We start from the raw sequence: 22,848 nt of genomic DNA, 5'->3' as shown, positions 1-22,848 counted from the left end.
CCTGTTTCGGACCCCTCGGGTGGCACTGGTCGCCCTGGAGTTCGACCGGGACACAGGTGCGGCTCACCGGTGTGAATTTGTCGTCGCACTGAGAACGGGGGCGCATGACCACCTCGCTCTGGTCGGAAGCGGTGTCGGTCAGGCCGCACGTGTTCTTGTACCCGCTGGGTATCTGGGTCGTGATGGCGGTCATCGCCGTCGCCAACGGCGCCGTTCGAGAGGTCCTCCTCATTCCCCGCGTCGGGACATACGCCGGTCACGTCCTGAGCACCGGAGTGTTGGTCGCCGCGATACTCGTCGTCTCGTTCGCTTACTTCTCGTTGACGCCCGTCGTCTACGCCCGGGCAGAACTCGCCCTCGTCGGGATACTCTGGACGGTGCTCACCGTCGGCTTCGAGTTCGTCGTCGGATACGCCGAAGGAACGCCGGTTTCGGTCACGCTCGGCCAGTACGACGTGCTCGCGGGGCAGGTGTGGATAGCCGTCCCGATCGCGTTGCTCGTCTCCCCGCTGCTGTTCGGCTGGTATCTCGCAGCGTTCCTCCCGCGATAAACTCCTCCGGTCTTCGACCACCAGGACAAGACCGAGTTTAACCCGCATGCCGTTCAATCCCGTCCATGGACAGTCTCAATCGCATGGCGGTGGAACTTGTCGACGAGGCGCTCGACTTCGCCGACGAGCTCAACATCACCGGCTACGAACTCGACTCGGGCGCGACCGTCGTCGACTTCGGCGTCGAGGCCGACGGCGGCCTCGAGGCCGGGCTGCTGCTCGCGGAGATCCAGACCGCCGGCCTCGCCACCGTTCAGACGCGGATGGGCCGCGTCGACGGGTCGCCGACCCCGTACGTGGAGCTGACGACCGACCATCCCGGGATCGCCCTGCTCGGGTGTCAGAAGGCCGGCTGGGAACTCGACCTCCCAGGGTTCTCCGGGCTCGGCTCCGGCCCCGCCCGCGCGCTCGTGGGCGAGGAGCGCGAGTTCCAGGCGCTGGGCTACTACGACGAGTTCGACCTCACGGTGCTGTGCGTCGAATCGGCCACCCTCCCCGACGACGCCGTCGTCGAGCACGTCGCCGAGAAGGCCAACGTGAACGAGCCCGCGGTCTTCCTCCCGACGACCGCGCTCGGCTCGACGGCGGGGAGTGTGACCGCCGCCGCCCGCGCCGCGGAACTGGCCGTCTTCCGGCTGTTCGAGCTCGGCTACGACCCCGAAAACGTCAAGTCGGTGGCCGGCTCGGCGCCGGTGGCTCCCGTGAGCTACGACGAGACCGAAGCGATGGGGCGGACGAACGACGCGCTCGCGTACGGCGGCGAGGTTCACCTCACCGTCACCGAGGACTTCGACCGGTTCGACGAGATCCCCTCCAGCGCCGCCGCCGAGCACGGCCGCCCGTTCGCCGAGGTGTTCGCCGACGCCGACTACGACTTCTACGAGCTCGACGAGTCTGTGTTCGCGCCCGGCGCCGTCAGCGTCGACGTGCTCGACGGGCCGACGTACGCGCTCGGAGAGACGCGCGAGGACCTGCTCGCGGCGTCGTTCGACTACCAGTGAGCCGTCGCCGGCGATGAAGTTCAAACTCGTCCCGGCGGCGCCCGACACGGTCGCGTTCGTCGCCGACGCGCAGGCGGCCGTCCCGCTGGTCCCGGGGAGCGAGGACGACTGCTGCGCCAGGCTGCTGCACCGGCTCGGCTTCCGCTCGCGCGACGTGGCCCGCACGTGGCTCACGTTCCTCCGAGCGCTGGGGCTCGCCGCGGAGACCGACGAGGGATTCAAGCGCGTGCGCGCGGACCCGACGCCCGCGTACGTCCGCGAACAGTTCCTGTCCGGAGTCTACGGCGCAAGCGACGTGGCCGACGCGCTGCTGGCGAGCGAGTCGGATGACGGGGCCACCGGGGACGCCGACGGGACCACCGTCGACGAGGCGTTCGCGGCGTTCGTCGACCGCGTGCCGCAGTGGGAGCGCTACCGGACGGACGACTGGGAGTCGGTGTGGCGCGAGCGCGTCGAGCGACACCTCGCCTGGTTCGCCCTGCTCGACCTCGCGACGCGCCGGGACGGGCGTTACGTCGCGACCGATCGACTCCGTGACCTCCGCGGCGGCGGTCTCCAGGGGGACGCGAGCGGGGAGCACGATAGCGAGGGCGCGCGCGATGGATGAGCGCACGAACGATGCCTGAGGACGCCGACCCACCGCGGCTCGCTCCCCCGCTGGCCGGCGCCGCTGCAGTGACGTTCGACCTCGACGAGACGCTCGTCGCCTACCGGCGGTCGCCGGGTGAGGTGCTGTCGGCCGCCTTCGACGCCGTCGGCGTCGATCCGGTGTTCCCGGTCGAGGCGTACGCCGACCGCTTCGAGGAGTTCAACGACCGAACCGACTCCATGGCGGAACTCCGAGCGGCGTGTTTCGCCGCGCTCTGTGAGGACCGCGGTCGCGACCCGGAACTCGGGCGTTCGGTGGCGCGTGCGTTCGCCGATGAGCGCGATCACGCGAACGTCGCGTGGCGGCCGGGGGCGCGCGGGCTGTTGGACGCGCTCGACGCGCACGGGACGCCCTACGCCGTCGTCACTAACGGTCCGCCGGACGCGCAGGCGGCGAAATCCCGCGCGGTCGGCGTCGACGACCGCGCCGCCGAGGTGGTGTTCGCGGGCCACGACGCGCCCGCGAAGCCGGATCCTGCGGCGTTCGAGGCGGGGCTGTCCGCGCTCGGCGTCGTCGCCGGCGACTCGGTTCACGTCGGCGACTCCCCCGAGTCGGACGCCGCGGGCGCGCTCGCGGTCGGGATGGAAGCGGTACTGGTCGGCGACCGCGAGCCGACGCCGGCGGGTGCGGTTCGAGTACCGTCGATGGCGGCGCTGCTCCGCTGAGGGCGACGGGACGACGGGACGAACAGAGCGGGTCGGCGGACTACTCGCCGCCGTAGTTCACGCCCGTGACGGTGCCGACGCCCTTGCTTCGCCCCTCGCGGAAGACGAACCGCTGTCCCTCCTCGACGAGGTACGGCTGGAACTTGAATCGGACCTCCGTCTCGCCGGTGTCGCCCGGCAGCAGGCGACCGCCCTCCGGGCGGAACACGGCCGCCTCGCTGACAGTCTCCAGGTGGACGACCGGCTCGTACCCGTCCTGGATCCGGGTGGGGTGGTTGAGCACCATCACCTCGGCGTCGAACGAGCGAACCGGCCGCACCTCGGCCTCGCGGGGCACCAGCGCCATCCCGCGCTCGACCTCGGACTCCTTCACGCCCTTGAGCGCGATGCCGACGATCCGACCCGCGCGGGCCCTGTCGACCCGGTGGTAATGCATCTCGATGGAGCGCACCTCCACCTCGCGGAAGGACCCGTCGGGCATCGGCCCGAGCAAGAGCTCGTCGCCCGCCTCCACCTCGCCCGAGCGGATCGTGCCGGAGGCGACCGCCCCGACGCCCTTCACGTCGTAGGAGCGGTCGATATACATCCGAAAGTCGCCGTCTGCGTCGTCCTCGCGCTTCGGGAGGCGCTCCAGCATCCGGTCGAGGTCGTCCAGTCCCCGCTCGGTCACCGCCGAGGTTTGCAGCACCGGGACGACGCCGTCGCCGATCTCCTCGACGGCGGTGGTGACGCCGTGGCGCTCCATTCTGAGCGGGGTCTTCCCCACGTCGCGCAGCATCGATTCGACCTCGCGCTCGACCTCCAGCACGCGCTCCTCGGGCGAGGCATCGACCTTGGTGATCGCGACGACTGTCGGCAGCTCCATCGCCAGCAGGATACCGAGGTGCTCGCGGGTCGTCTTCGTCGGGCCGTCGTCGGCGGCGACGGTGAGCAGGCCGTAATCGAGCTTCTGGCCGACGAGCCCGCGGATAGTGGTGCGCAGCCACGGCTCGTGACCGACGGTGTCGACGAACGAGACGAGGCGGTCGGCCTCTTCGACCACCCGCGCGCGATCGGTCTTCCGGTCGGGATTGTCCATGCGGACGGGCCCGTCGTCGTCGAAGCCGTAGACGCCGTAGCTGAGATCCGCCGACAGCCCGCGGTCCATCTCGTGCGGCTGCACGTCGAGGTACGATCGGGTGCCGCCCTCGCCGTCGTCGGTCTGTCCCGTGACGAGCGTGCCGACGAGCGTGGACTTCCCGTGGTCGACGTGACCGGCGGTGCCGACGACGATGTGGTCGTCGTCCGCCTCGAAGGCCGCACCTTCCCGGATCGTCGCCAGGCCGACGAGTCCGCCCTCGGCCTCGCCGGTCCCGGCGGCCCACGTCTCCACCTCGTGAATGTGCGCGTCGGCCTCCTCGGCGAGCAGCGAGAGCACGTCCATCGACTCGGAGAACGCGGTCGGCGGGATGCCCGCGATGCCGCCGTCGTCTGTGACGCCGACCACGTACAGCGCCTCGCCGTCGCCCGAGAGCACCCGGTGGCGAAGCTGTGCGGCCAGCGACTCCATCCGTCCCTCCGCGAGATGGACCTCCCGCGTGAGGCGGGTTTTGAACTCCACGTTCCCGCCTTCCTCCTCGCCGTGCTCGATGGTCCGCCGGAGCACGGCCCGGTCAGCGCCCATAACCGAGGGGTAGCGGTGGGCAAGTATAACGGTTTTCACGTGTATGCCACGCATTGTCACGATACCGAACGGGATCGCCTCGCGGCGACCGGCGGGACCGGGGCGAAACTAGCGCTTCCTGCGGCGCCCGCGGCGATGCCGGGTCTCGGCTCGTCAGTCGTCTTTCAGCGTTTCGTAGGCGCGGTTCACGCGCTTGAACTCGTCCTCGTCGCCGCCGGAGTCGGGGTGCGTCTCCTTCACGCGGTCGCGGTAGGCGGCTTTCACCTCCGATTGGGAGGCGTCGGCGTCGACGCCGAGCGTCCGGCGCGCGTCGCCCGGCGGCATCCCCGAGTTGGCGTTCATCGCGGCGCCGCCTGTCGGGCCGCGACCGCGCGCCCGGCCGTCACGACCGCCCGTGCCACGCGGGCCGACGCGACCGCCGTCACCCATCCGGGCGCGCGCTTCGCGGGCGAACCTGGAGTTCCCCCCGGAGCGCCCTCTCCCGCACGGGAGGCCGCACGTCGGCCGGCCGCGCGCGATCGCATGTCCTCTTTCAGCCGGCCGGACGCCTGATACCAGAGGAAGTAGGCGGCCGCACCGGTCGGGATCGCCGCGAGGAGTACGAACGGCGAGTACGCGATCCCCAGCATCGCGAGCGTGGCCGTCAGGCCGGCGAGCACGGCGGCGATCCCGAGCAGGAGCACGTCGCGGTCCACACCAGTGATCGGCGACGACGGACCGTAAACCCCTCGCCGCGACTGGCGCGGCGTGCCGTCGATATCGCGCCGACACCGCGGCCGCGACGTTCCCGTCGCGCGCGCATCCCCGGAGCGCCCAAGTCGCCGCGCGGCGAGGATCCACACGAGGGTCATCCATGAGCACGACCGGACTCTGCCAGATCTGTGAGCGCGCGACGGCGTCGCACTCCTGTCGGCAGTGCGGCGCGGTCGTCTGCGAGGACCACTGGGACGCCGACCGACGGCTCTGTGCAGACTGCACAGCGGCTTCGGCGACGTGACTGTCCGGAGCCTGTGACGGCGTCGGTCGGACCCGGAGGTCAGCCACCGCGGTCGGGATTGCGGCTCTCCGCCGACCCGGTTGTCACCCGTTCTTCTCGCTGTCGGCTCCGCCGTCGCCGTCGCCCTCGGCCTCAGCCGATCCCGGTGCCGATGGCCCCTTCGGCGCGTCCGGCGGGAGCGTCACCGTGGCGAGGGTGCCGGTGGGATCGCGCTCCTCGAACGAGAGGTCAGCGCCGAGCATGCGCGTCCCCCAGCGGACGACCCACAGCCCCAGCCCGCTCCCGTGCGTCAGGGCCGTCTCCGTCCCAGACCGGATGCTCTCCAGTTCCGCCTCCGGGATCCCCGGACCGTCGTCGGCGACGGCGAACGCGACGCCCCCGTCGGTGACGCTCGCGGAGAGCCGAACGGTCACGGCCGACCCGTGTTCGAGGGCGTTCTCGACGAGGTTCCACAGCACCGTCTCCAGTACGGTCGGCGCGACGGTCACCGCGAGCCCGTCGGGGACGCTCACCCCGACCGACGCGTCGGGATACGAGTCGCGGGCGCGGGTGGCCAGTCCCCCACACAGGTCCGCGACCGCGACCTCGCGGGCGGTGGCTCCGTCCGCGAGCACCGCCTCGGCGTCGCGCGCCTTCTCGCCGAGCCGCTGGAGCGCGCGCCCGCGCCTGGCGATGGCGTCGGCAAGCGGGCGCTCGTCGTCGCCGACGCGGTCCACCAGCAGGTCCGCGTTGCCGACGACGACCGTCATGTCGTTGCGGAGGTTGTGCCGGAGCACGCGGTTGAGGACCTCGAGTCGCTGGCGCCGCAGTTCCCGGTCGGTCACGTCCGCGAAGGTGACGGTGTAGCCGACGGTCCGGTCGGTGTGGTCGCCGATGGGCGAGGCGGTCGCCTCGTACACGCGGTAGCCGTCGCCGTCGGCCGCCTCGATGCGCTGGGGGCCGGTAGCGCTCAGGTCGACGCCGGACACGTACGAGGCGAGCGACTCGCCTGCCGCGGCGTCGCTGGCGGGCGATGTGGGGTCGATCGGCTCGTGGACGCCGTCAGCCGACCCGTTAGCGTCGCCGTCGCGACCGATCCCGAGGAGAGGTCGGGCCGCGCCGTTGAATTCGACGATCGTCCCGGCGGCGTCGACGACGACGAGGCCGACGCCGACGTCCTCGATGGCTGCGCGCCGACCGAGCGTCTGTGTCGCCGGGAGCAGCCCGAGTAAGTCGAATCGGAATAGGGCGAACCCGAACAACACCCCCGTGAACGCGAGCGTCAGCGGGGTCAGATCGAGCGCCGGCGCCGGCGGCAGGAAGAACACGGCCTTCACGTGGGCCGCGAAGCTGACGGCGGCACCGACGATGAGCGCCAATCCCTGGTCGCGGTAGCGCTCGCCGTAGGATATCACCGGCTCCAGCAGGAACACCATCCCCGCCCCGATCACCGCCCAGCCGAATCCCGCGTGGAGGTAGAACCACCCCCCGGGATCGAACGACACCGTCGCGGTGCCGAGCGTGGGGTCGATCCGGTAGGCGGTCCACATGAGGCTGTGGGAGGGAGTCGCTGCGACGAGCACCGTGGTGAGCACGGGGATCACCGCGACCGCGGCGACGAGACGCCGCGTGACGTACTCGCCGCGGCCGGTGTACCCGAGCGCGAAGAACAGCCACGCCGGCGCGATGATCGCCTTGCCGACCTCCAGCGGGATCTCGAGCCACAGCCGCACGACCGGGTCGAAGACGGTGAGTGCGACGCCGTAGGTCAGCGACCAGACGGCGACGCCCGCCATCAACACGGCGAACTCGGTCGCCCCCGGCTCGCTCCGATTGCGCCAGGCGTACCCCCCGACGATGACCCCGGTCGCTCCCCCGAGGAACGCGAGCAACACGATCGCGACACCCCCGGGTGACATGGCCGCTACTCCACGACCGAGACGTAAATACGAATCCCCCGACTGTCCCGCCCAAAGTGACGCGACCCCGTCAGATCCGGGTGCCGAGCGGTCCCGGCGTCACCCGCGGTACTGGTTCAGTCGATCCCGGAGTCGCTTCGCAGCCTGCCCGGACGCCTTCGCGAAGGTCTCCTCGGGGTCTCCCGACTCCGCCGACCGACCCCCCGAGGCGCTGTGTGCCTCGCGGTCTTCCCCCGCGAAGATGATCCCCCGCGAGGAGTTGACGAGTCCGACGCCGTCGGCGAGTCCGTGCTCGACGGCCGCCTCCGCGTCGCCGCCCTGCGCCCCCACGCCGGGGACAAGGAATGGGAGGTCGGGGACCGCCTCGCGCAGTTCCTCCAGTTCGTCGGGCGCGGTCGCGCCGACGACGAGCCCGACGTTCCCGCGCTCGTTCCACAGGTCCGCGAGCGCGGCGACCCGTCGGTACAGCGGCTCGCCGGAGTCGAGTTCCAGGTCCTGGAGGTCGGCGCTGCCGGGGTTGGAGGTGCGACAGAGGACGAACACGCCTTTGTCGGGCTTCGAGAGGAACGGCTCCAGCGAGTCGCGGCCCATGTACGGGTTCGCCGTGATCGCGTCGACGTGTTCCAGCAGTTCCGCGTACTTCCTGGCCGTGTTGCCGATGTCGCCGCGCTTGGCGTCGAGCAGGACGGGGACGCCCTTGCCGTGGGCGTACGCGACCGTCTCGCGGAGCGAGCGCCAGCCGTCGGCGTCCTCGTAGAAGGCGGCGTTTGGCTTGTAACACGCGGCGTACTCGTGGGTCGCGTCGATGATCCGACGGTTGAACGCCCACCGCGGGAGGTCCTTGTCGAGGAGCTGCTCCGGGATCCGGCCGATGTCGGCGTCCAGCCCCACGGAGACGACGGTGTCGCGTGAGTCGATCCGCTCGCGCAGGCGCTCGAAGAAGGCGTTGAACTCCGGCATTACCGGCGCTTCGACGCGCGAGCCATAATGGTTCCCGGTTCGAGTCACGCGCGCTTCGGGCGGCGACCCCTCGGCGACGCGGGGGACCGGATCACTCCTCCACCCGCGGATCCGGAACGGATCGCTCCCCGGACGCGCCCGGGACAATCCACCGCGGCACCGCCCGCGTGAGCGCGACCATCCAGGCTAGCTCCACGAGCGTCTGTGTGACGACGACCGCCGGCGCCAGCGCGTAGCCGTCCGGCAGTGCCAGCGCCAGGGGGAGGACGACCAGCGAGTTGCGCGTGACCGAGGTGAACACGAGCGCGCGGCTCTCGCCGCGATCGAGGGCGAAGACGCCGGCGGCGACGCGGCCGACGGCGATCATCACGACCGGGAACACCGCGTAAATCGGGACGACCGCCCCAACCTGTTCGAGCGACGCGCTCACGCGGGAGAACTGCGAGGCGATCACGACGAACAGCGTCAGCGCCATCATCGGAACCGGGAGGGTCCCGAGCGCGGCCTCCGCGCGCCGGCCCGTCGCCGAGCGCTCGGCCCACGCCTCCGTCGCCCACGCGAGCGTCAACGGCGCCGCGATGAGCGTCGCGAACGCCGCCAGAAACGGCTCGGCCTCCACCGCCGCCGCGGCCGCGGGGCCGGCGAACAGCCACAGGTAGCCGGGAAGCAACGCGAACTGCACGAACAGCAGCGCCGGGGTCGCCGCCGTGAGTTGTTCGGCGTCGCCGCCGGCGATCCCGGTGAAGGCGATCACGTAGTCGACACACGGCGTCAACAGCACCAGCAGCGCACCGACGAGGACGGCCGGGTCGCCCGCGATCGGTCGCGTGAGCGCCCACGCGACGATCGGGACGACGAGGAAGTTCGTCGCCATCGCCGCCCCGATGAACCGGCCGTTCGTGAACGCCCGGCGCAGCCTGACGAACGGGACCTCGAGGAAGGTGACGTACAGCAGCGCCGCGAGCACCGGGTCGATCGCGGCGTCGAGGGCCGCGACGCCGTCCGGCCGTGCGACCGCAGCCGTGACCGCGGCCACGACGCCGACCGCGTAGACGAGGACCTGGTGTCGGTTCAGTCGATCGGCGACGCTCACGTGTGCCTCGCGTTCGTGGCTCCGCGGGTGAGTGCGATCCGAGCGCGGCCGCCGGGTTCGGACCCGCGACGGATCGCTCGCGTCACGCCTCGACGACCGATCGCCGTTCCTCGCTCTCCGCGGACCCGTCTTTGCCGTCCGGGTCCTCCCGATCCCCCGATCGCCCGTGCCGCCGGCGTCCGTCGGGCGTTCCGACGCGTCCGGGTCAGCGGGCGACACGCGCGCCAGTCGGCTCGCGTTCGCGGTGACGCCCACGGTCATCCCGGCGTCGCCGGCGAGCACCGCGAACCAGATGGGGACGAGGCCGAACGGCACCGCCGCCGCGAGCGCGGCCTTCGCCGCGAGGCTGGTCCAGACGTTCTGGCGAATGACCGCGTTCGCGCGCTCGGCCAGCGTCCGGAGGTACGGGAGCGTCGAGAGGTCGTCCGCCAGCAGCGCCACGTCCGCGGTTTCGAGCGCGGTGTCGGTGCCGGCGGCGCCCATGGCGATCCCGACCGTCGCGGTCGCCAGCGCGGGGGCGTCGTTGACGCCGTCGCCGACCATCGCCACGCCGTCGTGCTCGGCGAGCAGTGCTTCGACGGCGGCGACCTTCTCGTCGGGGAGCAGCTCGGCGCGCACGTCGTCGACGCCGACCGCTTCCCCGACCGCGCGGGCGGTGCGTTCGTTGTCGCCGGTGAGCATCACCGTCCGGACGCCCGCCTCGCGCAGGCGTTCGACGGTGCGGCGCGCCTCGGGGCGCACCTCGTCGGCGACCGCGATCACCCCTTCGAGGTCGGCCTCGGTCCCGACGAGCACGACGGTCTTCCCCTCCGCCTGGAGTTCGGGGACGGTGTCCGAGAGGAGGTCGAGGCAGTTGTTCCGCTCGCAGATCGCTCTGGAGGTCCTGGTGACGACCCCGCCGTCGGTCGCGGCGTGGACGTGCGAGAGGTCGAAGCCGAGATCCGCGAACAGGCCGGGCTTGCCGGCGTAGTGGGGCGTCCCGTCGAGCGTCGCGCGCACGCCCTTCCCGGTGACGGCCTCGAAGTCGTCGACGGCGCGGTCTCCCACGTTCTCGGCCTCCGCGCGTTCGACGATGGCGTCGCCGATCGGGTGCTCCGAACGGAGCTCCAGCCCGCGGGCGCATCGAAGCACGTCGTCTGCGGTGTTGTCGCCGAGCGGGATCACGTCGGTGACGGTGAGTTCGCCCTTCGTGAGCGTGCCCGTCTTGTCGAACGCGACCGCGTCAACGTCGCCCATCGCCTCCAGATGGGTGCCGCCCTTGATCAGCACGCCGTTGCGGGCGGCGGAGGTGATCCCCGAGACGACCGTGACCGGAGTCGAGATGACGAACGCGCACGGGCACGCGAGGACGAGCAGGGTGAGTCCGTAGAGGACGTACGTCTCCCACGCCGCGCCGACGGCCAGCGGCGGACCGAGGGCGACGACGAGCGCGAACCCGACGACGACCGGCGTGTAGTAGCCCGCGAAGCGCTCGACGAACTGCTCGCGCTCGGAGCGCTCGCCCTGGGCGGCCTCGACCATGTCGACCACCTGCGAGAGCGTGTCCTCGCCGGCTTCGGTCGTCACCTCGACTTCCAGGTATCCCCCTTCGACGATGGTGCCCGCGAACACCTCGTCGCCGGGCGCCTTGTCGACAGGCACGGACTCGCCGGTGACGGGCGCCTGGTTCACCGCGCTCGCGCCGTCGGTGACGGAGCCGTCGCGGGGGATCCGCTCGCCGGGGCGGACGACGACGGTCTCGCCGACGGCGACGGCGTCGGCGGGGACGACCTCCTCCTCGCCGTTTCTGACGACGGTCGCCTCGGTCGGCGACAGCTCCATCAGCTCGCGGAGGGAGTCGCGCGCGCGGTCCATCGCCGCCCCCTCCAGCAGCTCAGAGACGGAGAACAGCGTCGTCAGCGTCGCCGCCTCGAAGTACAGCGGCTCGTCGAAGCCGATTCCGGCGGCGACGGCGCCGAGGATGGCGACGCTCATCAGCAGGTCGATGTCGAGGCTGCGCTGGCGCAGCGAGTAGTAGCCGTTACGGAAGACGGCGACGCCGCCGACTGCGACCGCCCCGAGGAACGCGAGGTCGCCGATCCGGACCGCACGACCCAGAAGATCGACTGTCGGCCCCGCACCCGCGGGCGCCAAGGGGTTCGCGAGCACCAGTCCGACGCCGGTGAGCAGCGCAGCGAGGTACGTCGCGTACGCGCGACGGCTCCGCCACACCGAGCGCTCGTCCTCGCCGGCGCCGCCGCTCTCACCGTCTCCGTCGAGTGACGTGGAGACGACCTCGTAGCCGGCAGACTCGACGGCCGAGACGATCGCCGTCAGCGTCGTCGCCTCGGGGTCGAAGCGGAGAAGGACGTTCCCCGTCGTCGGGTGCGCGTCGAGTTCGCGCACGCCCGCGACGCGCTCCAGCGCGCCGGTCACCTTGCCGGCGCAGGAGGCGCAGTCCATCTCCGGGACAGCCAGCGTCACCGATTCGAGGCCGCCCTCGTCCTCGACGGTGTAGCCGGCGGTCTCGACAGCCGAACCGACCGTTTCGCGGTCGATCGAGCCGTCGGTCGTGACCGAGAGCGCGCCGGTCGTCGGGTATGTGTCGACGTCGATCACGCCGTCGACCCCCGAGACGCTCCGCTCGACTTTCGCGGCGCAGGAGGCGCAGTCCATGTCGGGCACACGAAGTGAGAACTCGCCCGACTCGTCGCCGCCGGGGCCGGTCTCTCGGTCCTCGCCGAGAGCGTGGTCGGCGCCCGGGTGATCGTCGTGGTCGTCCGTCATCGCTGTTGCCGACGCTACTGTCCGAGTCGGTATTAATTCTCCTGCCAATTCCGGCTGAATTGGTGGTATATCATAACAACGAACTGTGGACGAATTATTAACTCACGTCGCTCCGGGCGGGACGGCCGAGTTCGCGTTCGACGGCGCCGACTTTCTCGTCGGCGCGCTGGCTGCGCGTTCGCTTGTCGTCGATCTTCAGGAACGTGGAGACGCGGTCGCCGTCGACGGCCTCGTGTGCGGCCGTCGCGGCCGCCATCAGCTCCCCGATCTCCTCGGCTTCGATGACGGTACCCATCGGATTCGTCTCGTAGGCGACGTCGAAGTCCTCGAGGGCGGCGACGGCCTTCGCGACCTCGCCGGCCATACTCCCCTCGACAACCGGCGCGACGCTCAACAGCGCGATGACGGTCATAGCGGCCAGTCGGCGGCGGGAGACAAATCGGTTGTCCCGCCCGCGGGGTCATCGTCCGGTTCCGAAGGCGATTCGATCGTTGGCCCCGGAATCCCGCCGATTCAGGCTCGGAGGGTCGAGAGGTACGCGGTGAGGTCGGTGGTGGAGACGACGCCGACGACGCCGCTCTCGCCGTCGGTGACGGGCATGTGGTGGAACCCGCGGTCGAGCATCGTCGCGGCGACGTCCGCCAGCGAGTCGCCGGGGTCGGCGGTGACGAGGTCGGTGCTCATGTACTCCGAGACGGGCGTCTGGTCTTTCGGCTGTCGCTCGGCGACGATCTGCACGAAGTCGGTGTTCGTGAGAATCCCGCGGAGCGTACCGTCGTCGTCGACGACGATCACCGACCCGATGCCGCGCTCCATCATTCCCGTGGCCGCGTCCTCGACCAACGTGTCGGGCGTGACGGTGTAGAGGCTCTCGGACATCACCTGGGCGACGAAGACGTCGTCTAGATCGTCCATCGTATTCTCGGATACGTCGGGGGTAGAATAAGCGTTGGCGTCGCGTGTGACAATCGCCGGCGCTCGTGGACTGATTGGGCTGGTAACGTCGCGATCGCGGCCCGCGAGACCGCGTCTCGCTGTGGGGTGACCGGGCCAGATCCACACCCCCGGATGCTGAACCACGGACGTACCGATCACGGCGTTCGCTTCACTCCTCGTTTCAGAACCTCAACGAACTGCACGCGCTACCGGCCAAACTCACGAGGCGTCGCCACGCGAGTTCGATCGTCGGCAGAGAAATGCACTGGCGGGGATTTGAACCCCGGTTGTGACCATGGCAAGGTCACGTGATACCACTACACTACCAGTGCGTACCTGCATCCGGGCGCCGTCTCCGGCTTTCTCCCGGTGCGCATTCACCACTAACGGCAGGGTAATATATAAATCCGTTCCTCCGACGGCGCCGTGCGGGACCCTCGCGTGGGTCGCGATCCCAGCACTGTGACGGCGACTGGTACGAGAGTGGTTCACACGTGAAACGCCCGCAGACGGGTGTGTGACGCCGTGTCTACGGGGGCGCGAGTCAATACCCTTTTACCTCGTGGCTGAGGAACAACTGAGTACAGTCCGGTGCAGCGACAATGAACGGAACGACGCTCGATGTGCTCGTTCCGTCGTCGCTCGTCCGGGAGGCCGAGGACGGCCGCGAGGCCACGCGAAAACTCGGTTACGTCGCCCGTGCGGCGACGATCTTCCGGGCGGACCGGTTGGTCGTCTTCCCCGACCGGGAAGGCGAACGCCGCAGAGGCAGCGAGTACGTCCGAACCGTACTGGAGTACTGCGCGACCCCCGCCTACCTCCGACGCGAGGTGTGGGGGAAACGCGACGAGCTCCGGTACGTCGGCGTGCTCCCGCCGATGCGGCCCGCTCGATCCGGCCCAGACGGGTCGGAATTACGAGAGGGAATCGTGACCGAGGTCGGACCTGAAGGCCGCGTTCGGGTCAATTGCGGAATGCAACACCCGATCTCCCTGCACGCGTCTCCCGGACGGGAGTACGTGGAGGGGGAGCGCGTCACCGTCAGGGTCTCTTCGAGAGAACCGGTCCGTGCCCGCCTCACCGACGACCCCGCACCGGGGTTTCGGGTGGCTGGCGCGGCCTTGGAGGACGCCCTCGCCGACGCCGACACCGCGATCGCCACGTCGCGACACGGACGCGAACTGTCCGTGTCCGGCCTGGCGGACGTGCGTGCTCGCACGCGCGACACACACGTCGCCGTCGCGTTCGGCTCACCCGGCAGGGGGCTCCCGGCCATCCTCGGCATGGACACCGAGGATGTCCCGGTCGACCCCGACGCCACGGACGGCTCGGGGTTCGACCTCTGGCTGAACGCGATTCCGCGACAGGGCAGCGAGGTGGTGCGGACCGAAGAAGCGATCTTCGCCGCGCTCTCGCCGCTCACACTCACGGAGTAAGCCAAACACAATGCCACAACCAAGCAGACCACGCAAGGGTTCGCTGGGCTTCGGCCCGCGCAAGCGCGCGAGCAGTGAAGTCCCCCGCATCCGCTCGTGGCCCGAGGACGACGGCGCTGCCGGCGTCCAGGGCTTCGCGGGCTACAAGGCGGGCATGACCCACGTCGTCATGGTGAACGACGAATCCGACTCCCCGCGCGAGGGGATGGAGGAGTCCGTTCCCGTGACGGTCGTGGAAGTGCCGCCGATGCGAGCGGTCGCTCTGCGAGCCTACGAGGACACGCCGTACGGACAGAAGCCGGTAACCGAGGTCTGGGCCACCGAGTTCCACGAGGAGCTCGACCGCACGCTCGACCTGCCGGCGGAGAACACCTTCGAGGCGGACGCCGAGGAGCTTCGCGAACTTGTCGACGACGGCGTCGTCGACGACCTCCGGTTCATCACCCACACCGAACCGGCGAAGCTCTCGAACGTCCCCAAGAAGAAGCCCGACGTGATGGAGACGCGTGTCGGCGGCGACTCGATGGACGAGCGCCTCGACTACGCGCTCGACCTGGTCGAGGACGGCGGCGAACACGAGTTCGGCGACGTCTTCCGCGCCGGCGAGTACACCGACGTCTCCGGCATCACGAAGGGGAAGGGCACCCAGGGCCCCGTCAAGCGTTGGGGCGTCCAGAAGCGGAAGGGCAAGCACGCGCGACAGGGCTGGCGGCGCCGGATCGGCAACCTCGGCCCGTGGAACCCCTCGCGCGTTCGCTCGACCGTCCCCCAGCAGGGGCAGACCGGCTACCACCAGCGCACGGAGCTCAACAAGCGGCTCATCGACTTCGGCGAGGGCGACGACGCCTCCGTCGAGGGCGGCTTCAAGGGCTACGGCGAGGTGGACGGCCACTACGCGCTCGTGAAGGGCTCGCTGCCGGGTCCCTCCCAGCGCCTCCTGCGATTTAGACCGGCCATTCGGCCGAACGACCAGCCGCGCCTCGACCCCGAGGTGCGCTACGTCTCCACCGCATCGAACCAAGGATAATGAAGGCAACAGTACGCGATCTGAACGGCGACGACGCGGGGGAGATCGACCTCCCCGACGTCTTCGAGACGCAGTTCCGCTCGGACCTGATCCAGCGGGCCGTCGTCGCCGCGCAGGCAAACCGGAAACAGGCGTACGGCGCTGACGAGTTCGCCGGCCTCCGCACTCCCGCGGAGTCGTTCGGCTCCGGCCGCGGTATGGCTCACGTGCCCCGTTCGAACGGGCAGGGCCGCCGCGTCCCGCAGACCGTCAAGGGCCGCAAGGCCCACCCGCCGAAGGCCGAGAAGGACCAGACAAAGAAGGTGAACGACAAGGAGCGCAAGCTCGCGACGCGGTCGGCCATCGCGGCCACCGCCGACGCCGAGCAGGTCGCCGAGCGCGGCCACGCCTTCGACGAAGACACCGAGCTCCCGCTCGTCGTCTCCGACGAGTTCGAGGAGCTGGTGAAAACGAAGGACGTCGTCTCCTTCCTCGAGGCCGTCGGCATCGACGCCGACATCGAGCGCGCCGACGAGGGGCGCACGATCCGCGCGGGACGCGGGACGACCCGCGGTCGCAAGACGCGCGAACCCAAGTCGGTCCTGTTCGTCACCAGCGGCGAGCCGTCGAAGGCCGCCCGCAACCTCGCCGGCGCCGACGTGGCGACCGGTCGAGAGGTGAGCGTCGAGGACCTGGCGCCCGGCACGCACGCCGGCCGCCTGACCGTCTTCACCGAGAGCGCGCTGGAGGAGGTGGCCGAGCGATGAGTTCGGTCATCCACCACCCGCTCGTCACGGAGAAGGCGATGGACGAGATGGACTTCCAGAACAAGCTCCAGTTCATCGTCGACGTGGACGCCGCCAAGCCCGAGATCGCCGACGCCGTCGCCGCGCAGTTCGACGTCGGCGTCGAGTCGGTCCGGACGCAGGTGACCCCTAAGGGGACCAAGAAGGCGACCGTCGAACTCGACGAGGACAGCGACGCGCAGGAAGTCGCCTCCCGCATCGGGGTGTTCTAAGATGGGACGCAGAATTCAGGGACAACGACGCGGTCGCGGCGGCTCGACGTTCCGAGCCCCCTCGCACCGCTACAAGTCGGACAAGCAGCACAAGAAGATCGCCGAACGCGATGCTGACACCGTTCACGGCGAGGTCGTCGGCATCGAACACGACCCCGCGCGCTCGGCTCCGCTCGCGGACGTGGAGTTCGAGGACGGCGACCGCCGCCTCGTGCTCGCGCCCGAGGGCGTCACCGTCGGCGAGACGCTGTCAGTCGGCGTCTCCGCGGAGATCAAGCCCGGCAACACGCTCCCGATCGCGGAGATCCCCGAGGGCGTTCCGGTGTGCAACGTCGAGTCCAAGCCCGGCGACGGCGGCAAGTTCGCCCGCGCTTCGGGCGTCAACGCGACGCTGCTCACCCACGACCGCGACGTCGCGGTCGTCCAGCTCCCCTCCGGGGAGGTCAAGCGGCTCAGCCCCGACTGCCGCGCCACCATCGGCGTCGTCGCCGGCGGCGGTCGCACGGAGAAGCCGTTCGTGAAGGCCGGAAACAAGTACCACAAGATGCGGAGTCGCGGGACCAAGTACCCGCGCGTCCGCGGGGTCGCGATGAACGCCGTCGACCACCCGTTCGGTGGCGGCGGCCGTCAGCACCCCGGGCAGCCGAAGTCCGTCTCGCGGAACGCCCCGCCGGGGCGGAAGGTCGGCGACATCGCCTCGAAGCGAACCGGTCGAGGTGGAGACAGATAACATGAGTTCGGAATACCGCACCGGCCGCGAGGGTGAGTTCACCTACCGCGGCCACACGCTCGACGAGTTGCAGGCGATGGAACTCGACGAGGTCGTTGAACTGCTTCCCGCCCGCGCGCGGCGAACCATCGACCGAGGACTCGGAGTCCAGCAGCAGAAGCTGCTGGCGACCGCCGAGGACGCCACCGAAGAGGAGACGGCAAACGACCCGATCCGGACGCACGTTCGGGACATGCCGATCCTGCCGTCGTTCGTCGACCTCACGTTCGAGGTGTACGACGGGAGCCACTTCGAGCGCGTCAGGGTAGAGCCCGAGATGATCGGGCACTACCTCGGCGAGTTCAATCTGACACGCAACTCCGTGGAACACGGTCAGGCCGGCATCGGCGCGACCCGGTCCTCGAAGTTCGTGCCCCTCAAGTAACAATGGGAATCAGCTACAGCGTCGACGCCGACCCGGAGACCACCGCCAAGGGGATGCTCCGCGAGCGGCAGATCAGCTTCAAGCACAGCAAGGCCATCGCCCGCGAACTGAAGGGCGAGACGGTCGCCGACGCCGAGGAGTACCTGCACGCGGTCATCGACGGGGAGCGCTCCGTCCCGTTCCGCAAGCACAACTCCGGCGTGGGTCACCGCTCGGACATCGACGGCTGGGACGCCGGCCGCTACCCCGAGAAGGCCTCCAAGGACTTCCTGAAGCTCCTTGAGAACGTCACGCACAACGCCGACGAGCAGGGATTCGACGGCGAGTCGATGACGATCAAACACGTCGCCGCCCACAAGGTCGGCGAGCAGCAGGGCCGCAAGCCCCGCGCGATGGGCCGTGCGAGCGCCTGGAACACCCCGCAAGTGGACGTCGAAATGATCATCGAGGAGGACGACTAACATGGCGGACGAGCACCAGTTCATCGAGGACGGGCTCCGACGGAGCCAGATCAACGAGTTCTTCGAGGACGAGCTCGGTCGCGCCGGCTACGGCGGGATGGAGGTCGCGAAGACGCCCATGGGCACGCAGATCGTGCTCAAGGCCGAGAAGCCCGGTATGGTGATCGGCAAGGGCGGGAAGAACATCCGCAAGGTGACCACCGAACTCGAGGAGCGCTTCGACATGGACGATCCGCAGATCGACGTGCAGGAGGTCGACGAACCCGACCTCAACGCGAAGATCGTCGCGGACCGTCTGGCGAACGCACTCGAGCGCGGCTGGTACTTCCGCCGCGCGGGCCACACGACGATCGACCGGATCATGGACGCGGGCGCGCTGGGCGCCGAGATCGTTCTCTCCGGGAAGGTCACGGGTGCCCGCTCGCGCGTGGAGAAGTTCAACCGCGGGTACATCAAGCACAACGGCGAGCCCGCCGAGGAGGTCGTCGACGAGGGCCAGGGCGTCGCGGTCATGAAGCTCGGCACCATCGGCGTCACGGTGAAGATCATCCCGCCGGGCGCGACGCTGCCCGACGACTTCGAGATCGCCGAGGACGCCGACGCGCCCGAGGTCGAGCAGCAGGCCGAGGGTGGCGTCGAGGACCTCCTGGCCGACGTCGACGACGAAGCGGTTCCGGAGACGGACCCCGAGATCCCCGACGGCGAGCCGGAGTTCGACGACGAGGACGTCCCCGACGAGGAGGACGTCATCGACGAGGAGGTCGTCGAGGAAGTCATCGAGAGCGACGAGACCGCCGACGGCGACGCCGCGGAGACCGCCGAGCCGTCCGAGGAGGATGACGTCGAGCTCGACGACCTCGACGAGGACGTCGAGGCCGAGGCCGAGGATCTCGTCGCGGAGATGGAGGACGACGCCGACGATGAGGCGACCGACGAAGCCGACGCGGACGAGGAGGAGGAGTAACCGATGGCGATCCTTCACACCCAGGAGATCCGCGACATGACGGCCGCAGAACGCGAGGCCGAACTCGAGGAGCTCGAGACCGAACTCCTCAACGCGAAGGCCGTGCAGGCGGCCGGCGGCGCCCCGGACAACCCGGGGCGGGTCGGCGAGCTGAAGCGCACGATCGCCCGGATCAAGACGATCCAGGGCGAGGAAGGCGACCTCGCCGACGCAGACGAGTAACGACACGACACATGGCACTCACACCCGAGACGCTCACGCGACACGAACTCCGCGGCCTCCCCGTCAGGGTGGTCGCCGCCGCCAGCGACGCCCACGTCGGGCTCGCGGGCGTCGTCGTGTCCGAGAGCATGCGCACCCTCACGGTGCGTACCGCTCGGGGGGACAAACGGGTGCCGAAGGAGGGGACGACGTTCCGGTTCGTTCTCTCCACTGAGCGAACGGCTGGCGACGTGGGCCGTCGCCCAGCCGGGCCTAGTACGGACGCGCCTCGAAGCGGCGAGGCGTCGCCCGTCATAGATGAAGCCGCGGGGGACCGCAAGGCCCCCGGGTCCACGTTCGAACTTCCGTCGTCCGACTTCCCCACACTGGCCGGGAAGCGCGGGCAGTACGATACTACCGGGGTCACAGCCGGTCAGTCGGACGGTTGCGAGGACGCGGTCTCCGTTACGGTGGATGGGGCCAGACTGCTCTCACGACCCGCCTTCCGCACGGAACGTGCGGGTGATCACCAATGGCAATCGGACTGAACGTAACAGAACCGGAGGAGTCCTGCTCCGACGAGAACTGCCCGTTCCACGGATCGCTTTCCGTGCGCGGACAGACGCTCGAAGGAACAGTCGCCTCCACAGCGATGGACAAGACGGTCGTCGTCGAGCGCGAATACGACGTGTTCGTGCCGAAGTACGACCGGTACATGAAACGACGAAGCCGCGTGCCGGCACACGTCTCGCCCTGCCTCGACATCGAGGAGGGCGACGAGGTGCAGATCGCCGAGACGCGGCCGCTGTCGAAGACGAAGAGCCACGTCGTGGTCGAACAGCTCGACACGGACGGTGATGCCTGATGGAGGCCCTGAAGGCCGACGTCACGCAGGGCCTCGAAAAGGGCTCACTCATCACGTGCGCCGACAACACCGGCGCGCGTGAGCTGAAGGTCATCTCCGTGTCCGGCTACTCGGGCACGAAGAATCGCCACCCCAAAGCGGGCGTCGCCGACAAGGTCACCGTCTCGGTGACCAAGGGGACGCCGGAGATGCGGCGCCAGGTGCTGGAGGCCGTTATCGTCCGCCAGCGCAAGTCCATTCGTCGACCCGACGGCACCCGCGTGAAGTTCGCGGACAACGCCGCCGTCGTCATCGACGACATGGAGGAGCCGCGTGGGACCGAAATCAAGGGTCCCATCGCGCGAGAGGTCGCCGAACGCTTCGGGAGCATCGCATCAACCGCGACTCAGATCGTATGAGCGAACAACCGCACAAACAGCGCACCCGGACCCGAGACGCGCCGCTCCACGAGCGGCAGAAGTTCGTCCGCGCCACCCTCTCGGAGGAGCTCCGGGAGGAGTACGGCCAGCGGAACGTCCGCGTCAACGCGGGCGACACCGTCGAGGTCATGCGCGGCGACTTTGCGGGCGAGGAGGGCGAGGTGCTCGATGTGGACCTGCGGCTGTCGCAGATCCACGTCGAGGACGTCGTCGTCGAGAAGGCCGACGGGGAAGAGACCCCGCGTCCGCTCGACACCTCGAACGTTCGCGTCGTCGACTTGGACCTCGAGGACGACCGCCGGGAGGCGCGTCTGGAGTCCGACGAGGAGGCTGCATAACATGAGTAACCACCAGAAGCGACTGTCGGCCCCGAACTCGTGGCCGATCGAGCGGAAGGAAGAGACGTTCACCGTGAAGGCGGGCGCGGGCCCGCACGGCGAGTCAGGCGTTCCCCTGCTCATCGTCCTTCGGGACGTGCTGGGCTACGTCGACTCGCGCAAGGAGGCGCGCTACGCGCTCGATCACGGATCCGTGCTCGTCAACGGCAAGGCGGTCTCCGATGAGGCCCGCCCCGTCGGGATGTTCGACATCCTGGCCTTTGCCGAGCGCGAGGAGTACTACCGCGTGTTCCCCGGCGAGGGCGGTCGGCTCTCCCTCACCCCCATCGACGAGGAGGCCGCCTCCTCGCGGCTGGGGAAGGTCGCCGGCAAGACGCAGGTCGCCGGCGGCGACTTCCAGTACATGCTGCACGACGGGACGACCCTCGTCAGCGACGACGGGAGCTACGCCGGCGGCGACTCGCTGGTCGTCGACAACGAGACGAAAGACGTCGTCGCGCACTTCCCGTACGAGGAGGGCGCACTCGTCACCGCGGTCGCCGGCTCGCACGCCGGCGATATCGGCGAGATCTCGGACATCACCGTCACGGCCGGTTCCGGCGACAACGCCGTGACCGTCGAACAGGAAGACGGCGGCTTCGAGACGATCGAAGAGTACGTCGTCGTCATCGACGAGAACTTCACGGGTGATGACGAATGAGCGAGGCCGAAGCGGATATCCACGAGATGCGCGAACCACGTATCGAGAAGGTCGTCGTCCACATGGGCGTCGGTCAGGGTGGCCGCGAACTCGCTAACGGCGAGGAGATCCTCGAGGAGATCACCGGGCAGGACACGGTTCGAACGACGGCCAAGCGCGCGATCGCCGAGTTCGACATCCGTCCCGGTGACCCCATCGGGGCGAAGGTCACCCTGCGCGAGGAGGACGCCGACGAGTTCCTCGACACCGCGCTGGAGCTGGTCGATCTCTCGGCCTCGCAGTTCGACGACACGGGCAACTTCAGCTTCGGCGTCGCCGAACACACGGAGTTCCCGAGTCAAGAGTACGACCCGCAGATCGGCATCTACGGGCTCGACGTCACCGTGACGCTCACGCGTCCGGGCTACCGCGTCTCCCAGCGGAACAAGGTGACCCGGTCGATCCCGAGCAAGCACCGGATGACCGTCGAGGACGCCGTCACGTTCCTCGAACGCGAGTTCGACGTGGAGGTCACAGCATGAGCGACGCAGACACAGAATCCACAGGACCCGAAGAAACGGGCGAGCACGCAGCAAAGCGCACCGGCCAGGAGGTCGCGTGCCGACGCTGCGAGCGAAAACAGGGGCTCGTCGGCAAGTACGACATCAACCTCTGTCGCCAGTGTTTCCGCGAGGTCGCCCGGGACATGGGGTTCCGGAAGTACCGATAAACTATGGCAGGTAACGACCCACTCTCCGACGCCCTCGCCGGCCTCGACAACGCCGAGGACGTCGGCCATCTGGAATACACGGTCCAGCCCGCCTCGAACATCATCGGCTCCACGCTCGAAGTGCTGTACGACAACGGCTACGTCGACGGCTTCGAGTTCGTGGACGACGGCCGAGCGGGAACGTTCGAGGTCGAACTGAAAGGCGCCATCAACGAGTGCGGCGCCGTCAAGCCGCGCTACTCCGTGGCCGCGGACGGCTACGAGCGATGGGAGAAGCGATTCCTCCCCGCGCGTGACTACGGCGCACTCATCGTGACGACGAGTCACGGCGTCATGAGCCACTACGAGGCCCGCGAGGCGGGCATCGGTGGCCAGGTAATCGCATACGTCTACTGACA

General features: G+C 69.4%; 29 protein-coding genes, 1 tRNA gene and 2 pseudogenes. 22 read left to right on the top strand and 10 right to left on the bottom strand.

The genetic code is table 11. The features are described 5' to 3' along the window. Window positions 1-104: 104 nt before the first annotated feature. From P0Y41_RS14140 to P0Y41_RS14125, 4 genes are all read left to right on the top strand, one after another. Entirely contained in the window at window positions 105-551 is a 447-nt protein-coding gene (locus P0Y41_RS14140) for a hypothetical protein (protein WP_284061951.1), read from the top strand. Between the two features lie 65 nt (window positions 552-616). After that, the gene (gene mch, locus P0Y41_RS14135; protein WP_284061950.1) at window positions 617-1,552 is read left to right on the top strand and encodes a methenyltetrahydromethanopterin cyclohydrolase; all 936 of its coding nucleotides are present in this window, start codon (window positions 617-619) and stop codon (window positions 1,550-1,552) included. 13 nt (window positions 1,553-1,565) lie between these two features. After that, the gene (locus P0Y41_RS14130; RefSeq protein ID WP_284061949.1) at window positions 1,566-2,159 is read left to right on the top strand and encodes a double winged helix-containing putative transcriptional regulator; all 594 of its coding nucleotides are present in this window, start codon (window positions 1,566-1,568) and stop codon (window positions 2,157-2,159) included. Beyond that, entirely contained in the window at window positions 2,156-2,866 is a 711-nt protein-coding gene (locus tag P0Y41_RS14125) for an HAD family hydrolase (RefSeq protein ID WP_284061948.1), read from the top strand. The genes P0Y41_RS14130 and P0Y41_RS14125 overlap by 4 nt, the downstream gene beginning before the upstream one ends. Before the next feature lie 40 nt (window positions 2,867-2,906). On the opposite strand, the gene P0Y41_RS14120 is transcribed toward P0Y41_RS14125, so the two are convergent. The 3 genes from P0Y41_RS14120 to P0Y41_RS14110 form a co-directional block, all read right to left on the bottom strand. Next, window positions 2,907-4,529 (bottom strand): GTPBP1 family GTP-binding protein, encoded by a 1,623-nt coding sequence (locus P0Y41_RS14120; protein WP_284061947.1) that lies wholly within the window; start codon window positions 4,527-4,529, stop codon window positions 2,907-2,909. 153 nt (window positions 4,530-4,682) lie between these two features. Beyond that, complete coding sequence (locus P0Y41_RS14115) at window positions 4,683-4,871, bottom strand: J domain-containing protein (protein WP_284061946.1); 189 nt, start codon at window positions 4,869-4,871, stop codon at window positions 4,683-4,685. After that, entirely contained in the window at window positions 4,868-5,224 is a 357-nt protein-coding gene (locus P0Y41_RS14110; protein ID WP_284061945.1) for a hypothetical protein, read from the bottom strand. Before P0Y41_RS14110 ends, P0Y41_RS14115 begins: the two co-directional genes overlap by 4 nt. A gap of 158 nt (window positions 5,225-5,382) precedes the next feature. Here P0Y41_RS14110 and P0Y41_RS14105 point away from each other — a divergent pair, with 158 nt between their 5' ends. Next, complete coding sequence (locus tag P0Y41_RS14105) at window positions 5,383-5,526, top strand: hypothetical protein (RefSeq protein WP_284061944.1); 144 nt, start codon at window positions 5,383-5,385, stop codon at window positions 5,524-5,526. Window positions 5,527-5,609: 83 nt separating this feature from the next. Here the strand turns inward: P0Y41_RS14105 and P0Y41_RS14100 are convergent, their stop codons facing one another. From P0Y41_RS14100 to P0Y41_RS14070, 7 genes and pseudogenes are all read right to left on the bottom strand, one after another. Continuing rightward, the gene (locus P0Y41_RS14100; protein WP_284061943.1) at window positions 5,610-7,424 is read right to left on the bottom strand and encodes a sensor histidine kinase; all 1,815 of its coding nucleotides are present in this window, start codon (window positions 7,422-7,424) and stop codon (window positions 5,610-5,612) included. A gap of 99 nt (window positions 7,425-7,523) precedes the next feature. Then, entirely contained in the window at window positions 7,524-8,384 is an 861-nt protein-coding gene (gene pyrF, locus P0Y41_RS14095) for an orotidine-5'-phosphate decarboxylase (protein WP_284061942.1), read from the bottom strand. A 91-nt stretch (window positions 8,385-8,475) separates the two neighbouring features. Beyond that, window positions 8,476-9,291: pseudogene (locus P0Y41_RS14090) on the bottom strand (arsenic resistance protein); the annotation flags it as partial. 381 nt (window positions 9,292-9,672) lie between these two features. Next, a pseudogene (locus P0Y41_RS14085) lies at window positions 9,673-12,243 on the bottom strand (heavy metal translocating P-type ATPase); the annotation flags it as partial. 97 nt (window positions 12,244-12,340) lie between these two features. Beyond that, complete coding sequence (locus tag P0Y41_RS14080) at window positions 12,341-12,655, bottom strand: MTH1187 family thiamine-binding protein (RefSeq protein ID WP_284061941.1); 315 nt, start codon at window positions 12,653-12,655, stop codon at window positions 12,341-12,343. Between the two features lie 101 nt (window positions 12,656-12,756). Beyond that, complete coding sequence (locus P0Y41_RS14075; RefSeq protein WP_284061940.1) at window positions 12,757-13,158, bottom strand: CBS domain-containing protein; 402 nt, start codon at window positions 13,156-13,158, stop codon at window positions 12,757-12,759. 282 nt (window positions 13,159-13,440) lie between these two features. Beyond that, window positions 13,441-13,511, bottom strand: a tRNA-Gly gene (locus P0Y41_RS14070). Between the two features lie 270 nt (window positions 13,512-13,781). Here P0Y41_RS14070 and P0Y41_RS14065 point away from each other — a divergent pair. Genes P0Y41_RS14065 through P0Y41_RS13985 form a run of 17 tightly spaced genes read left to right on the top strand, consistent with a single transcriptional unit; the run spans window position 13,782 to window position 22,846 of the window. Next, on the top strand, window positions 13,782-14,615 hold the full coding sequence (locus tag P0Y41_RS14065; protein ID WP_284061939.1) for a putative RNA uridine N3 methyltransferase: 834 nt from the start codon (window positions 13,782-13,784) through the stop codon (window positions 14,613-14,615). A 10-nt stretch (window positions 14,616-14,625) separates the two neighbouring features. Further along, a complete protein-coding gene (locus tag P0Y41_RS14060) occupies window positions 14,626-15,642 on the top strand; it encodes a 50S ribosomal protein L3 (RefSeq protein ID WP_284061938.1) in 1,017 nt (338 codons plus the stop codon). After that, window positions 15,642-16,388, top strand: coding sequence for a 50S ribosomal protein L4 (rpl4p, locus tag P0Y41_RS14055; RefSeq protein WP_284061937.1), 747 nt, complete (start codon window positions 15,642-15,644; stop codon window positions 16,386-16,388). The genes P0Y41_RS14060 and rpl4p overlap by 1 nt, the downstream gene beginning before the upstream one ends. Then, window positions 16,385-16,639 carry a 50S ribosomal protein L23 gene (locus tag P0Y41_RS14050; RefSeq protein WP_284061936.1) on the top strand — a complete coding sequence of 85 codons (255 nt, stop codon included), beginning with the start codon at window positions 16,385-16,387 and terminating at the stop codon, window positions 16,637-16,639. The genes rpl4p and P0Y41_RS14050 overlap by 4 nt, the downstream gene beginning before the upstream one ends. A 1-nt stretch (window position 16,640) precedes the next feature. Beyond that, window positions 16,641-17,369 (top strand): 50S ribosomal protein L2, encoded by a 729-nt coding sequence (locus P0Y41_RS14045; protein WP_284061935.1) that lies wholly within the window; start codon window positions 16,641-16,643, stop codon window positions 17,367-17,369. Window position 17,370: 1 nt separating this feature from the next. Next, window positions 17,371-17,793 carry a 30S ribosomal protein S19 gene (locus P0Y41_RS14040; protein WP_284061934.1) on the top strand — a complete coding sequence of 141 codons (423 nt, stop codon included), beginning with the start codon at window positions 17,371-17,373 and terminating at the stop codon, window positions 17,791-17,793. Window positions 17,794-17,795: 2 nt separating this feature from the next. Further along, the gene (locus P0Y41_RS14035; protein ID WP_284061933.1) at window positions 17,796-18,254 is read left to right on the top strand and encodes a 50S ribosomal protein L22; all 459 of its coding nucleotides are present in this window, start codon (window positions 17,796-17,798) and stop codon (window positions 18,252-18,254) included. A 1-nt stretch (window position 18,255) separates the two neighbouring features. Beyond that, a complete protein-coding gene (locus P0Y41_RS14030) occupies window positions 18,256-19,218 on the top strand; it encodes a 30S ribosomal protein S3 (RefSeq protein WP_284061932.1) in 963 nt (320 codons plus the stop codon). A 3-nt stretch (window positions 19,219-19,221) separates the two neighbouring features. Beyond that, window positions 19,222-19,440 (top strand): 50S ribosomal protein L29, encoded by a 219-nt coding sequence (gene rpmC / locus P0Y41_RS14025; RefSeq protein WP_284061931.1) that lies wholly within the window; start codon window positions 19,222-19,224, stop codon window positions 19,438-19,440. 11 nt (window positions 19,441-19,451) lie between these two features. Next, the gene (locus P0Y41_RS14020) at window positions 19,452-19,967 is read left to right on the top strand and encodes a ribonuclease P protein subunit (RefSeq protein WP_284061930.1); all 516 of its coding nucleotides are present in this window, start codon (window positions 19,452-19,454) and stop codon (window positions 19,965-19,967) included. Next, complete coding sequence (locus tag P0Y41_RS14015; protein WP_284061929.1) at window positions 19,952-20,284, top strand: 30S ribosomal protein S17; 333 nt, start codon at window positions 19,952-19,954, stop codon at window positions 20,282-20,284. Before P0Y41_RS14020 ends, P0Y41_RS14015 begins: the two co-directional genes overlap by 16 nt. Beyond that, window positions 20,284-20,682 (top strand): 50S ribosomal protein L14, encoded by a 399-nt coding sequence (locus tag P0Y41_RS14010; protein WP_284061928.1) that lies wholly within the window; start codon window positions 20,284-20,286, stop codon window positions 20,680-20,682. Before P0Y41_RS14015 ends, P0Y41_RS14010 begins: the two co-directional genes overlap by 1 nt. Then, window positions 20,679-21,041 carry a 50S ribosomal protein L24 gene (gene rplX / locus P0Y41_RS14005; protein WP_284061927.1) on the top strand — a complete coding sequence of 121 codons (363 nt, stop codon included), beginning with the start codon at window positions 20,679-20,681 and terminating at the stop codon, window positions 21,039-21,041. Before P0Y41_RS14010 ends, rplX begins: the two co-directional genes overlap by 4 nt. A gap of 1 nt (window position 21,042) precedes the next feature. Further along, window positions 21,043-21,741, top strand: coding sequence for a 30S ribosomal protein S4e (locus P0Y41_RS14000; protein WP_284061926.1), 699 nt, complete (start codon window positions 21,043-21,045; stop codon window positions 21,739-21,741). Next, on the top strand, window positions 21,738-22,262 hold the full coding sequence (locus P0Y41_RS13995; protein WP_284061925.1) for a 50S ribosomal protein L5: 525 nt from the start codon (window positions 21,738-21,740) through the stop codon (window positions 22,260-22,262). Before P0Y41_RS14000 ends, P0Y41_RS13995 begins: the two co-directional genes overlap by 4 nt. Then, window positions 22,259-22,450, top strand: a complete 192-nt coding sequence (locus tag P0Y41_RS13990; protein ID WP_284061924.1) for a 30S ribosomal protein S14 — start codon at window positions 22,259-22,261, stop codon at window positions 22,448-22,450. The genes P0Y41_RS13995 and P0Y41_RS13990 overlap by 4 nt, the downstream gene beginning before the upstream one ends. A 3-nt stretch (window positions 22,451-22,453) precedes the next feature. Then, the gene (locus P0Y41_RS13985; protein WP_284061923.1) at window positions 22,454-22,846 is read left to right on the top strand and encodes a 30S ribosomal protein S8; all 393 of its coding nucleotides are present in this window, start codon (window positions 22,454-22,456) and stop codon (window positions 22,844-22,846) included. Window positions 22,847-22,848 lie beyond the last annotated feature (2 nt).

The sequence above is a fragment of the Halobaculum halobium genome (assembly GCF_030127145.1).
Lineage (GTDB): Archaea > Halobacteriota > Halobacteria > Halobacteriales > Haloferacaceae > Halobaculum > Halobaculum halobium.
Note: the sequence above shows the minus strand (reverse complement) of the source record. Positions and strands in the feature narration are given on the sequence as shown.